The following is a 13,612-nucleotide window of genomic DNA, read 5'->3' as shown; positions in this document are numbered from 1 at the left end:
GAGCGAGGGACGAGGACCGACTTCATGAAGACCACTGACATCCGCATCGCCGGGCTGGGCACGTACATCCCCGAGATCGTCGACGCCCGAAAGGCCGTCGCGCTGGGTCTGTACGACGCCGACGACTACGAGTTCTACGGATGGACCGGCGCCGCCGTCGCCGACGACATGCCCGCTCCGGACATGGCGGTCGCCGCTGCCCGGCAGGCCATGGAACGCTCCGCGCTGCACCCGCACGACATCGACTTCCACATCCACGCCTGCGGGCACGAACAGGGCCCCGAAGGCTGGTCCCCACAGCACTACATCCTGCGTCACCTGACCGACCGCGACGTGCCCTCCTTCCGTGTCTGGCAGGCGTGCAGCGGACTGATCGGCTCACTGGAGCTGGCCGCCTGCTACCTCCAGGCCGTACCCGAACGCAGCGCCGCTCTGCTCACCGGCGCCGACAACGTCGGAACCCCCAACTTCAACCGGTGGGCCTTCGGCATCCAGAACGGGGTGCTCGGTGACGGGGGCAGTGCGATCCTGCTGTCGAAGTCCGAGGGCTTCGCGAGCCTCCTGTCCATCAACACCGGCTCCACGGCGGAGGTCGAGGAGCAGTACCGTGGTACGGAACCGCTCTTCCCCCCGTCGCTGACGGTCGGCCGCGGCATGGACTTCAAGGAGCGTCTGGCCGCCGCCGGCGGGCTGGAGGAGACCGTCGCCGAGGTCGTGCGCCGTCAGGGCGAGCTGCGCACGGAGATCGCCCTGCGCACCCTGGCCGAAGCCGGCCTGGAACCGGGCGACGTCACCAGGGTCTGCCACGTGTTCACCGGCCAGGAGAGCTACCTGAAGGTCATCCTCGACCCCATGGGCCTCTCCCCCGACCAGGGCCTGCTCGACTTCGGTCGCAACCTGGGCCACATGACGGTCAACGACCAGATCGTAGGCCTGACGCACCTGGTGGAGACCGGGCAGGTCGGCCCGGGCGACCACGTATTGATCGTCGCCCATGGCGGCGGGGTGTCCATCACTTGCGCCGTCGTACGCATCGACCAGCGGCCCGACTGGGCCGCCGGCTGATCAACCCCGCCCGCCTGCCGGTCCCGCGACGGGGCCGGCAGGCGGCATGTCCGCTCATTCGCACCACCGTCCTGGGGGCACGCGTGCAAAACCTCGCCTCATCACCCTTGCTCGACGCCGAGGCCCTGATCTCCGGCTTCGGTCTGCTGGGCATCATGGCCACCGTCTTCGCCGAATCCGGCCTGATCGTCTGCTTCTTCCTGCCCGGCGACTCGCTGCTGTTCACGGCGGGGCTGCTTGTGGCCAACGACCAGTTCCTCCACCAGCCCCTGTGGCTGGTCATGCTCGCCATCGCCGCAGCCGCCGTCCTGGGCGACCAGTTCGGCTACGCCTTCGGCCGCAAAGTGGGCGGGGCTCTCTTCCGCCGCCCCAACTCCCGCTTCTTCAAACAGGAAAATGCCGAGCGGGCCCAGCAGTTCATGCTCAAGCACGGTCCCAAGGCCCTGGTGATGGCCCGCTTCATACCGGTCTTCCGTACCTTCATCCCCATCACCGCCGGCATCGGGCGCATGACGTACCGCACGTTCTTCCTGTTCAACGTGATCGGTGCGGTGCTGTGGTCGGTCAGCCTGACTCTCGTCGGCTACTACCTGGGCCAAGTCGCCTTCGTCCGCGACAACATCGAAGGCATCGTCATCGGCATCGTGCTCATCTCCGGCATTCCCATCATCATCGAGGGCATCAAGATGCGACGCCGCGCCCGCAGCGCGCCCGCAGCGGGCCAGGAGATGCCCGTCACGCCGTCCACCACCCCCGAAACGGAGCTGCCCCGTCCATGATCACGGCACAAGAATTCTGCGACCTCCTGGCCGACCGCGGCTTCACCCTCGCCAGCGGCGTTCCCTGTTCCCACTTCGGTGGACCGATCGCGCACCTGAGCACCGAGCCCGGTCGCTACGTACCCGCCCCGAACGAGGGCAGCGCGCTCGCCGTGGCCGCCGGCGCCGCCCTGGGCGGGCAGCGCGCCTACGTGATGCTGCAGAACTCCGGTCTGGGCAACCTCATCAATCCGCTCACTTCCCTGGTGATGACCTACCAGCTGCCGATCCTGACCTTCACCAGCCTGCGGGGCTGGCCCGACCCCGCAACGGACGAACCCCAGCACGCCGTGATGGGGCCGGCGACTCCCGGCCTTCTCGACAGCGTCGACACCCCGCACCACACCTTGTACGCGCAGGACGGGGTCGAGGAGTTCTCCGCGGTCCTGGAGAAGGCGGAAAAGGACCTCGCCGAGCAGCGGGCGCCGTTCGTGCTGGTTGAACGCGGCGCCATCGGCAAGGCCGCGGCGGCCAACTCCCCTCACACCGAGGGACTGCCCGCCGCGGAAGCCATCCGCATCGTCACCTCTGCCGCGCCGCAGGCGGCCGTCGTCGCCACCACCGGATTCACCGGCCGTGACACCTTCGCCGTGGCCGACACGCCCAGCACCTTCTACATGCAGGGCTCCATGGGCCACGCCTCCTCCATCGGCCTCGGCGTGGCGCTGACCCAACCGGAGCGGACCGTGGTGGTCCTGGACGGAGACGGAGCCCTGCTGATGCACCTGGGCGCCCTGTCGATGATCGGCAGCGAGGCGCCTGCCAACCTGATCCATGTCGTACTCGACAACCGGGTGCACGAGTCGACGGGCGGACAGGCGACAACCTCGGCGACGACCTCGTTCCCCGAGATGGCGAAGGCCGCCGGATACACCGACGCGGCCGTCTGTGACCGGGAGGAGGACGTGCGGGCCGCGATGCTGCGAGCCCAGGCCGCTCCCGGCCCGCACCTGATCTGTATCAAGACGCTGCCTCGCACGGGCGCGATCCCGCCCCGCGCGACCAACGCCCTCAGCACGCTCGACATCCGGGACCGCTTCCAGAACGATCTGCAGCAGTAGCAGGGGCGGCACGCCACAGGGGGCCGTGTTCCACGCAGACGCGTGGAACACGGCCCCCTGTGGCGAGAGGCGGGCTCAGGCGCCCTGCGCCGCAGCCGGCTGTCCGGCCCCCGTCTGAAGGCAAGCCGCAACCGTCTCAGGATCCATGGCGGCAAGGCTGGCGAACATGCGCAACGGCTCGGCCAACGTCTGACAGCACATCACGTACTGATTGCTGCGGCCCTTGGGAATCGCCTCTACGAGGTTCTGTTCACGCAGCGGGGCCAGGTGATGGCTGACCAGCGTCTGGCTCAAGCCGGTGGCCTCCTGCAGTTCCTTGACGGTGCGGGGACGTTGCGCGATGAGCAGGATCAGCGTCAGTCGCGTCTCGTCAGCCAAGGCCCGCAGCTTCGGTGCCAGCATCTGTGCCCGCTCGCGTTCGCTGAGCCACTGGTCAGGATCACTGACCGCTACCCTGAGCTTCGATGGCCGGGCCATCGCCACCTCCCTCTCACCCGCGGGCCGGGCTGTGGAGTCGATCCTACGCACTGTCCGCTCCCCGGTCGTCAGGACGTGGCGGCGGCGTCGGCGCTGTCACTGGGGGCGGCGGCTTCGGACTCGGCTGTGCCGTCCTCGTCGGCAACTCGGGCTCGGGGCAGAATGAACGCGGCGGCCAGAGCACCGACCGCCGCGACACCCACGGCGATCAGCAGCGTGCCGGTGAACCCGCCCACGAAGGACTGCTGCGCCGCGTCCAGCACGCGCCGGCCCGTGTCGCCGCCGAGTTGCTGGGCCACCGCGGAAGCACCGGCCAGGGATTCGTGTACCGCTTCTCCGGCCTCACCAGGCAGCTGAGCCGCCTGCGGCAGGTCGCCACGGTACAGCGTGGCGATCACACTGCCGCTGATCGCGATGCCCAGCGCACCGCCCACCTGCATACCGACATCGGCGACGGCCGACCCGGCGCCCGCCTGACGGGCGGCGGAGACCACCAGAATGGCATCCACGGCGGCGGGCAGCGCGATACCCATGCCCAGGCCGAACACGGCCAAGCCGATCAGTGCCTGCGCCTCGTCGTCGACGCTGAGCCCGGCCAGGACACCGAGTCCTGCAGCACACAGCAGCAGGCCGACCACCACCGTCGTCTTCAACCCTGTGCGCTCCACCAGCTTCGCGGACAGCGGCGCGCCGACCATCATCGTGCCGATGGCGAGCATGCGCAGGCCCGCGCCCAGGGGGTCGAGTTCGAGCACCGACTGCAGGTACTGGGTGAGGAGATACAGGCCGCTGTAGAGGCCGAAGGAGGTGCAAGCGATGGCCAGGGCGCCCCCGCCGTAGCGAGCGTTCAGGAACAGGCCGACGTCGAGCATCGGATGGGCCGTCTTCCGTTCCCACAGAACGAAGGCGACCATCAGCACCACGCCGAGGAACAGCGAGCCGAGGGTGATGATGTCGCCCCACCCGTTGTGCGGGGCTTCGACCAGGCCGTAGACGATTGCGACCAGCCCCGCCACCGAGAGAAGGGCGCCGACGAGGTCCAGTCCGGGGTGGCCTTCGGCCTTGGACTCGGGGATGAGCTTGGCTCCGCCGATCAGGGCGATGGCCGCGAGGGGGACGTTGATGAGGAACATCGATCCCCACCAGAAGTGTTCGAGCAGCAAACCACTGACGAGCGGGCCCAGCGGCACGCCGACCGCGGCTGCGCCCGACCAGATGCCGATCGCCTTGCCCTGCTCCTCGCGCGGGAAGACATCCTTGATGATGGCAAGGGTGGCGGGCATCATCAGCGCCGCCGAGATGCCCATGAGGGCCCGGAAAGTGATCAGCATCTCGGCGTTGGAGGCGAACGCGGCGCCCAGGCTGGTCAGGGCGAAGGCACCCAGACCGACGGAGAGAAGCCTCTTGCGGCCGAACCGGTCCGACAAGCCGCCGGCCATGAGCAGCAGTCCGCCGAATGCCAGTGCGTAGGAGTCCACCATCCACTGCAGTTGGCTGCTCGTGGCATCCAGGTCCTTCTGGATACTGGGCAGCGCCAGGTTCAGGATCAGGGTGTCCAGGCCGATCAACACGAGACTCAGGCACAGGATGTTCAGGATCTGCCATCGGCGCGGATGGCCGGCGGAGCTGTTCACTTGCTTCTCCTCAAACGCAACTGGTTGGAGTCCCGGGGAGCGGCTGTGGCCGGCCGTCGTACGGGGGAATGACGAGCAGGCCGGCCATCAGCCAAGCCCAAACTAAACAGCATTCATCGCTATCAACAGTCATCACTGTTAATAACGGCCGGGTTTGTGCGCCGGATCCGGCCAACTCATACGGCCTCCAACGATCCGGTACGCGAGGTTCCGTTCACCGCACTGGCGTGCACGGCAGTACTCACGGTGACGGATCACCGTCGAGCGGGACTCCCCCACCCCCTCCGATCCACAGGCACCGGAGTGCCACCGACACGGCTGGTCAGAGCGCCTCCTTACCGCCGCTGACAGCCGGCGCAGCGGCAGTCCCGTCGAACGACAGAGATGGCGTGATCGTTTCCAGGCCGACCCGGAAACCCTCGAATACTTTGACCGCCATCGATAAATTGAGCGAGAAGCAGCACGGGGGGCCTGCAGAGGGCTCCCACACGGGGCACACCAGGGGGCTGGCAGACATGCGCACATCCAGTAGGCAACAACTCACAGCCCAGCCGTCCACACGGCGGTAGTTCCCCACCTTTCCTTCCTCACGGGACCCGTGCGTGGCGGCACGGTCCTGACATCACCCCAGGCACGACCACACCCGCGCAGCGGAACGCACGGCACGCGTTCTGCCGCGCCACTTGGGCTGGAACCGTCACAGGCGAGACGGATTCGCCCTCCTGAACCGTTGAAGGGAAAACGATGTCAGTCTCTGCACAGCCACGCCTTGCCCTGGTGGGAGACCGCGGCAATCACGACGAGCCGTCCCACCCCAGGATCGACGCGATGCGTGAGCAATGGGACCTGACCACCGAATGGATACCGACCACCGACATACACGACGCCTCGGTTGTCGACGGCTTCGACGGCATATGGGTCGTGCCGGGAGCCCCGTACTTCAACCAGAAGGGCGTGCACGTCGCCGTGCGCCACGCCCGTGAGAACGGGCTGCCCTTCCTGGGCACCTGCGGCGGATTCTTCAGCGCCCTGATCGAACACGCCCAGAACGTGCTCCACCTCCCGGAGGCAGAGGGCGTCGACGAGGACCCCGAGAAGCTGATGCCTCTCGTCACGCCGCTGAAGTGCTCCTTCCGCGGAGAGAAGGCTCCATTGACTGTCAAGGAGAACTCCCGGCTCGCCGGCATCTACGGCACGACCGAGGTCGAGGAGATCTTCCACTGCGACTACGGGCTGACCGACACCTTCATGAACGCGGCCAACCAGGGCTCACTGAAGCTGAGCGCCTGGGACGGCGACGGCGCGCCCCGGGCCCTGGAGATCACCGGGCACCCCTTCTTCCTGGGCAGCCTCTTCCAGCCCGAGCTCTCGTCGGCCCCGGGCAGCGAACACAAGATCCTCAAGGCGTTTCTGGCCGCCGTACGGGCGAAGGCCGACGCCGGCGCCCTGCCGATGCCCACACCCTGATCACCACGGCACATCCGCATCAGACAAGGCCGTGCGGCGTACCCGCACGGCCCGGGCACCGCCATGCCCGCCTCGTACCCCACACCAGGCGGAAGGATCCCCACGTCTTCATGAAGCACGATCAGCACGGCCTGTCCCGGCGCGGTTTCGTCCGCGGGAGCGTCGTCGGCGGTGCAGGCCTTGGAACGCCCGTCCTGCTTCCGGTGGTCTCTGCACACGCGGCCGATGCCGCAGGCTCCCCGGGAGAACCTTCCGGTACGGGCGGCCGGTCCGGCGCGGATTTCACCGACCAGTCCGCCGCCTTGACCCCTGACAAGACAGTCGCCACCGCCTGCCAGTTCTGCAATTCCAACTGCCGGCTCAACGTCGACCTCAAAGCAGGCCGTGTACTGGCCGTGCGAGGTGAGGACGGTGACCCGGTCCAGCAGGGACAGGTGTGTGTCAAAGCCGAGCTGATGCCGCAGCTCGTCTACAACACCGAGCGGCTGACCCGTCCACTTCGCCGCGTCTCCGGTGCGAAGGGCTCCCCGCACTCCAAGTTCGAGGCGGTGAGCTGGGAGGAGGCCCTGAACACCATCGCCAGGAAGTTCCTGGCGCTGCGGGACGCCGGCCAGGCCCACACCATCGCCAACCGCACCACCGGCCGGATGCCCCGAGGCACCGGATCTCTCGTGGCCCGCATGTTCGCGATGCTGGGCAGCCCCAACAACACGGACGTCGGCCCGGTCTGCAACGACGCCGGCGGCAACGCCCTTGCGATGACCTTCGGACTCGGCAATTTCACCAACGGGTACGGGACCGACGGCGCGACCGGCAAGGACGACCTCGGCTCGGCACGCCATTACCTGTTCCTGGGCACCAACCAGGCCGAGACCCACCCGGTCACCTTCGACTACCTCCTGCGCGGCCGCAAGAAGAACAACGCGACCCTGACGGTCGTGGACCCGCGCCTGACGCCCACAGGAGCCGCCGCCGACCGCTGGGTGGCGCCGAAGCCGCACACGGACCTCGCGCTCCTGCTCGCCATGCTCCACCACATCGTGCAGGAGAAGCTGTACGACAAGACGTTCGTCAAACGATGGGTAGCAGGTTTTGACGAGCTGCGCGAGCATCTCGCGAAGCACCAGTACACCCCCGAGTGGGCGGCAAAGGTAACCGGAGTCAAGGCCGATGTCATCACCAAGATGGCGGTGGAGTACGCGACGGCGAAACCGGCGGCGATCTTCTGCAACGCGGGTATCTCCCACCAGCTCGGGGCCTTCGACACCTACCGGGTGGCCACGTTCCTGGCTGCGGTGACGGGCAACATCGGGCAGCCGGGCGGCGGCTGCAACTTTATGCACAACACGTGGCCCGGCGACCTGCACCTGCCGCCCCTGGACGCCGACGTACCCGAGCGGCGCGCGGCGCTGCCAGTCGGCCCGGACTACTTCGCCGAGTCCATCCTCACGGACAACCCCTACCGACTGCGCGCGGTGGTGACCCAGGGCAATCCGCTGGTGTCCTCGGCCAACACGACCAAGGTCAAGAAGGCCTTCGAGCAACTCGACTTCTACGTCTACACCGGCCTGTTCATGGAAGAGGCCGCGTACTACGCCGACATCATCCTGCCGGTCTGCAGTGGTCTGGAGATGGAAGGCGTCTACATGCGCCGCGACGACCGGGCCATTCGCTGGCAGGACCAGGCCGTCGAGCGGGTGGGCGAGTCCCGGCCGGACTGGGAGATCTGGGTCGGGCTCGCGCACGCGCTGGCCGAACTCGACAGCCGTCGGCCGGCCGCCGAGTGGCGTACGGCGTTTCCCGAGCGGTGGATGAACTACCGGGAACTGTGGGACGACTTCGTCACCCACACCCCCGGCGTGGGCGGAATGACCCGCGCAAGGATGCGACAGCGCACCGAGCCGCTGCGCTGGCCGTGCCCCACCGAGGACCACCCCGGCGTGAGCACCCTCTACCTGGACCACCCCAGCTGGTACCAGGCGGCCGAGTCACTCGACCCGGCCAACCGCGGCAAACGCTTCCTCACCCCCAGCGGCAAAGTCGAGATCTCGACACCGGCCCTGGAGAAGAAACTGACCGTCACCGGGCACAGCGCCCTGCCGATCTTCTACACACACCCCGAGGTCACCGGCAAGAACCCCACCCTGTCCTACGGCCGCAAGTTCGTCACCAACCCCATCAATCCCCAGGCAGTCACCCATCCCGTACGCCTGGGCGTCCCCGGAAGCGACGCGGTGCACCGTGACTTCCCGCTCATGGGCATGACGGGGAGGCCCAGCGTCGTCCACTTCGCCGAGGTGACCCACTGGACACCCACCGGCAAGCAGCTCAACGGCATCCGCTTCATCCAGATCCACCCCGACACGGCACGCCGTTCCGGCATCGCCGACGGCGACGAGGTGACCGTCGAGAGCCCTCGCGGATCGGTCACCGGTACCGCACTCCTCTGGGAGGGGATCAGAGCGGACACCGTGTTCGTCCCCAACACCTTCGGGCCGGCCCAAAAGCAGGGTGACCTCTTCGACGACCCCCGCTACGAGGCGGCCAACACCCTGCCCGACGACCGCTTCTACGACAACCTGTCCGGCCAGCAGGCCTTCAAGTGCTTCGCGTGCCGGGTCGTCAAAGCCTGAACTCATCACCGAGCACAGACATCACCTCACCCGTCCCCACCGCAGGAGGTAACGCATGTCCGCAACGCCCGACCCACGGCTCAAGGCCGAGACCCTCACGATCCGGACCCTCACCGCTTTCGACGAGACCGTCCGCGTCCTGGGCTCCAAGAGCTACACCAACCGATACCTCGCCATCGCCTCGCTGTCCGGGCAGGAAACGGTCATCGACAACGCCCTGTTGTCCGACGACACCGTCTACTTCTCCCGCGCCATCGAAACCTTCGGCCACGTCACCTGCGACATCGACCACGCCACCGCCCGCATACGCGTCACCCCCACGGGCAAGCCAATGCGCGCCCCGAGCGAGGACATCTTCGTCGGCGGCGCGGGCACGCCCCTACGGTTCCTGATCTCCATGGCCGGTCACGCTGAAGGCACGACGATCATCACCGGCAACTCCCGCATGCAGGAGCGCCCCATGGGCGACCTGCTCAAGGCATTGCCGGCACTCGGTGTGGACGCCACCGCGGTACGCGGCAACGGCAGCCCGCCCATCCGCGTCGTCGGCGGCTCCTTCAAGGGCGGCTCCACCTCCATCAGCGGAGCCGTGTCCAGCCAGTTCACCTCCAGCCTGATCATCAACGCGCTGCGCGCGCAGACCGACACCGAGATCACCATCAGCGACGACCTGGTCTCCAAGCCCTACGTGGAGATGACGCTCGCCGCGCTGGCGGAGATGGGCGTGAGCGTCGACCGGGACGGCTACCGGCGCTTCACCGTCCCGTCCGGTCAGCAGGCCCGCGGCGGGCAGGTCACCGTCGAGCCGGACGCCTCCGGCATGTCCTATTTCCTGGCGGCCGCCGCCGTCCTCCAGTCGCGTGTCGTCATCCCGGGCATCGGCGCCGGCTCCCACCAGGGAGACGTCCACCTCGTCCAGGCCCTGGAGCGGATGGGCTGTCGCACCGAGGTCGGCGACGACTCGATCACGGTCACCGGCGGTCCCCTGCGCGGCATCGACATCGACATGGAGGCCATGCCCGACGTCGTGCCCTCCCTGGCCATCGCCGCCGCGTACGCCGAGGGCACCACCCGCATCACCAACATCGCCTCCCTGCGCGTCAAGGAGTGCGACCGCATCGCCGCCGTCACCACCGAGCTGCGCAAGATGGGCATCGACGTCGAGGAACACGCCGACGCGATGTACATCACCGGCGGCACACCGCACGGCGCGGTCATCGACACCTACGACGACCACCGCATCGCCATGACCTTCGCCATCGCCGGTCTGCGCACCGAGGGCGTGGTCATCAAGGACCCGGGATGCGTCGCCAAGTCCTTCCCCGCCTTCTGGCAGACCCTCGACACCCTGCACCCGAACCTGGAGAGCACCAAGTGAGCACACCCGACCCGGTGCTCGCCGGCCCGGGGATTCTCCTGGTCCTCGACGGCTGGGGCTCCGCGGACGCAGCCGACGACAACGCCCTGAGCCTCGCCCGCACCCCGGTGCTGGACGAACTCGTGGCCCAGCAGCCGAGCACGCTGGCCGAGGCTTCCGGCGAAGCGGTCGGTCTGCTCCCCGGAACGGTCGGCAACTCCGAGATCGGCCACATGGTCATCGGAGCCGGAAGGCCTCTCCCCTACGACAGCCTCCTGGTCCAGCAGGCCATCGACAGCGGCGCCCTGCGCAGCCATCCGCGGCTGGACGCCCTGCTGAACGAAATCGCCGACACCGCAGGCGCGCTGCATCTGATCGGTCTGTGTTCGGACGGGCAGATCCACGCCCACGTCGAGCACCTGAGCGAGCTGCTGGCCGCCGCGGCCGCGCACCAGGTGGAGCGCGTCTTCATCCATGCGATCACCGACGGCCGGGATGTCGCCGACCACACGGGCGAGACGTATCTGACGCGGGTGGCCGAGTTGACCGCCGCGGCCGGGACCGGGCAGATCGCCACAGTCGTGGGCCGCGGTTACGCGATGGACAAGGCCGGTGATCTCGACCTGACCGAGCATGCGGTCGCCCTGGTCGCCGACGGGCGCGGCTCCCCGGCTGACAGTGCCCGCTCGGCGGTCCACTCGAGCGAACGCGGCGACGAGTGGGTCCCCGCCTCCGTGCTCACGGAGGCGGGTGACGCGAGGGTCGCCCACGGGGACGCGGTGCTGTGGTTCAACTTCCGCAGCGACCGTATCCAGCAGTTCGCGGACAGGCTCCATGAGCACCTCGCAGCCACCGGCCGCACGGTGAACATGGTGAGCCTGGCCCAGTACGACACCCACACCGCGATTCCCGCACTCGTGGAGCGCGCGGACGCCTCCGGCGGTCTGGCCGATGAGCTCCAGGAAGCCGGATTGCGCAGTGTCCGCATCGCGGAGACCGAGAAGTTCGAGCACGTCACGTACTACATCAACGGCCGGGACGCGACCGTCCGCGACGGCGAGGAGCATGTGCGGATCACAGGTGAGGGCAAGGCCGACTACGTCGCCCGTCCCCACATGAACCTCGACCGCGTGACGGAGGCGGTGGTCGAAGCGGCCGGTCGCGTCGATGTCGACCTCGTCATCGCCAATCTAGCCAACATCGACGTGGTCGGGCACACGGGCAACCTCGCCGCCACCGTCGCGGCCTGCGAGGCGGCCGACTCCGCCGTGGTCCGGATTCTGCAGGCGGCCCGCAACAGCGGCCGGTGGGTAGTGGCCGTCGGAGACCACGGCAATGCAGAGCGCATGACCAAGCAGGCTCCGGACGGAAGCGTGCGGCCCTACGGCGGCCACACGACCAACCCGGTCCCGCTGGTGATCGTCCCCAACCGGACCGACACGCCGGCACCCACGCTGCCGGCCACGGCCACGTTGGCCGACGTGGCCCCCACAGTCCTGCACCTGCTGGGACACAAACCCGGACCCGCCATGACAGGAAGGCCCCTGCTGTGAGTCCACTCACCCCCACACCCGCCCACGCCCTGTGGCATCGAACTCCCGCTCTGTCCGACTGCATGACGCTGCCTCACATCGCGGCCGCCTTCGCCGAGGACGCTTCCATTCGCGAGCTGGCGGCCGACGGCGTCGAGGCAGTACTGCACGAGCCCGCCGACCGCTCGCGAGCGGTGCTGGGCCTGCACAACCCCTCCGCGACGGAGAGCCGCGTCAATCTCCGCACCCTGCTGCCCGAGCGCACCGACTGCACCTGGCACTTCCTCAGCGGCTCCATGCACACCAGTGACGCAGCCGACGGTCTGCACATCCATTTGGCCGCGTCCGACACTGTCTGGCTCACCATCACGTAGCGAGGGCCGCGCCACCAGATCCCCCCGCAGCCTGCGCGAGCGGCCTCCCACGGGAGATTCCTCGCGTTCTCTTTCAGGGCACCGCCAACCCCGAAGGATCTGACATGCACGCCTGCACACACTCAGCGTTCGATCACGCCCCAATCAGCCGACGGAACACCCGTCCGTCTGCCGTCGGCACAACTGACTGGGGCAGACCACCTACCAGCCCGGTCCTTCCTCGTCTGTCACACCGGTGACCGTCCAGAGGGCGTCGCATCGCGCCCCGTCCCCCTACACCCCAGGTACCACGGTCACGCGCAAAGGAAGGGCCTCAGAAATGTTCAGCAAGAAGCGCCGCCTCGCATGCCTCGTAACTTCGGCACTGGCGGTCGTATCCCTGGCCGGTTGCGCCGACGGCGGAGCCGGAAAGAGTGGCGCCCTGCAGGTCAGCGGATCCACCACCGTGGCTCCGGTCGCCGCCGACGCGGCCGAAGCACTCAAGGCCGACGGACTCGACATCACCGTCGCCACCCAGGGCGGCTCGGCCGGTGGCATCTCGCAGCTCGCCTCCGGGCAGATCACCGTCGCCCTGAGCTCGAAGCCCCTGTCCGACGAGGACAAGGCCGCCAACCCCAACACCGACTTCGTCTCCACACAGATCGGCGCCGACGCCGTCGGCATCATCGTCACCAAGCAGGTCGCCGACGCCGGAGTCAAGAACCTCACCGCCGACCAGGTGCGTGACCTGTTCGAGGGCAAGATCAAGAACTGGTCCGAAGTCGGCGGCCCGGATCTCGACGTCTTCGTCTACGACAAGGAACCGGGGCGAGGCACCCGAGAGGTCCTCGACAAGTACATCTACGGGGACGAGAAGGCCCCGCCGCCGCCCGAGTCCGGCAACTTCGCCATCGTCGGCGGCAACCTGGAAACCCGCAACAAGCTGGAGTCCACGCCTGGGGCCGTGGCACCTCTGTCCACCAGCTTCGTCGAGGGACGCGACCGCCTGGCCGCGGTCACGCTGGACGGCATAGAGGCGTCACCCGAGAACATCGCCACCGGCAAGTACCCCATGTCCCGTCCCCTCTACTTGATCACCAACGGCAAGCCGGAGGGAACCGCCAAGAAGTTCATCGACTACGTACTCTCCGCCAAGGGCCAGGCCTTGATGACCAAGCACGACTACCTGACCCTCAAGGAAATCGGGAAGTAGTC

General features: G+C 68.0%; 11 protein-coding genes. 9 read left to right on the top strand and 2 right to left on the bottom strand.

Annotated elements, in window-relative coordinates; translation table 11 throughout:
- Window positions 1–24: 24 nt before the first annotated feature.
- The 3 genes from ACIQFU_RS11985 to aepY all read left to right on the top strand — a co-directional run bounded on the left by ACIQFU_RS11985 (window position 25) and on the right by aepY (window position 2,944).
- Window positions 25–1,065: a ketoacyl-ACP synthase III family protein gene (locus tag ACIQFU_RS11985; protein ID WP_402550746.1), complete on the top strand. Its 1,041-nt coding sequence runs from the start codon at window positions 25–27 to the stop codon at window positions 1,063–1,065.
- 83 nt (window positions 1,066–1,148) lie between these two features.
- Window positions 1,149–1,844, top strand: coding sequence for a DedA family protein (locus ACIQFU_RS11980; protein ID WP_153176562.1), 696 nt, complete (start codon window positions 1,149–1,151; stop codon window positions 1,842–1,844).
- Complete coding sequence (gene aepY, locus ACIQFU_RS11975) at window positions 1,841–2,944, top strand: phosphonopyruvate decarboxylase (RefSeq protein WP_402550745.1); 1,104 nt, start codon at window positions 1,841–1,843, stop codon at window positions 2,942–2,944. The genes ACIQFU_RS11980 and aepY overlap by 4 nt, the downstream gene beginning before the upstream one ends.
- Window positions 2,945–3,019: 75 nt before the next feature.
- Here aepY and ACIQFU_RS11970 read toward each other — a convergent pair whose 3' ends face one another.
- Together ACIQFU_RS11970 and ACIQFU_RS11965 are read right to left on the bottom strand one after the other, a co-directional pair.
- Window positions 3,020–3,421 carry a helix-turn-helix transcriptional regulator gene (locus tag ACIQFU_RS11970; RefSeq protein WP_161270343.1) on the bottom strand — a complete coding sequence of 134 codons (402 nt, stop codon included), beginning with the start codon at window positions 3,419–3,421 and terminating at the stop codon, window positions 3,020–3,022.
- A gap of 68 nt (window positions 3,422–3,489) precedes the next feature.
- On the bottom strand, window positions 3,490–5,055 hold the full coding sequence (locus ACIQFU_RS11965; RefSeq protein ID WP_402550744.1) for an MFS transporter: 1,566 nt from the start codon (window positions 5,053–5,055) through the stop codon (window positions 3,490–3,492).
- A 744-nt stretch (window positions 5,056–5,799) separates the two neighbouring features.
- Here ACIQFU_RS11965 and ACIQFU_RS11960 point away from each other — a divergent pair.
- From ACIQFU_RS11960 to ACIQFU_RS11935, 6 genes are all read left to right on the top strand, one after another.
- Window positions 5,800–6,522, top strand: coding sequence for a CTP synthase (locus ACIQFU_RS11960; protein ID WP_042799411.1), 723 nt, complete (start codon window positions 5,800–5,802; stop codon window positions 6,520–6,522).
- Window positions 6,523–6,632: 110 nt separating this feature from the next.
- On the top strand, window positions 6,633–9,155 hold the full coding sequence (locus tag ACIQFU_RS11955; protein WP_402550743.1) for a molybdopterin-dependent oxidoreductase: 2,523 nt from the start codon (window positions 6,633–6,635) through the stop codon (window positions 9,153–9,155).
- Window positions 9,156–9,210: 55 nt separating this feature from the next.
- Complete coding sequence (gene aroA / locus ACIQFU_RS11950) at window positions 9,211–10,533, top strand: 3-phosphoshikimate 1-carboxyvinyltransferase (RefSeq protein ID WP_402550742.1); 1,323 nt, start codon at window positions 9,211–9,213, stop codon at window positions 10,531–10,533.
- Window positions 10,530–12,065 carry a 2,3-bisphosphoglycerate-independent phosphoglycerate mutase gene (gene gpmI / locus ACIQFU_RS11945; RefSeq protein ID WP_402550741.1) on the top strand — a complete coding sequence of 512 codons (1,536 nt, stop codon included), beginning with the start codon at window positions 10,530–10,532 and terminating at the stop codon, window positions 12,063–12,065. Before aroA ends, gpmI begins: the two co-directional genes overlap by 4 nt.
- 62 nt (window positions 12,066–12,127) lie before the next feature.
- The gene (locus ACIQFU_RS11940; RefSeq protein ID WP_402550740.1) at window positions 12,128–12,418 is read left to right on the top strand and encodes a hypothetical protein; all 291 of its coding nucleotides are present in this window, start codon (window positions 12,128–12,130) and stop codon (window positions 12,416–12,418) included.
- Window positions 12,419–12,737: 319 nt separating this feature from the next.
- The gene (locus ACIQFU_RS11935; protein ID WP_087805141.1) at window positions 12,738–13,610 is read left to right on the top strand and encodes a phosphate ABC transporter substrate-binding protein; all 873 of its coding nucleotides are present in this window, start codon (window positions 12,738–12,740) and stop codon (window positions 13,608–13,610) included.
- The last annotated feature ends 2 nt before the right edge of the window (window positions 13,611–13,612 follow it).

It is taken from the genome of Streptomyces sp. NPDC093065, from assembly GCF_044754585.1.
Lineage (GTDB): Bacteria > Actinomycetota > Actinomycetes > Streptomycetales > Streptomycetaceae > Streptomyces.
This window is presented reverse-complemented; position numbering and strand designations above follow the sequence as displayed.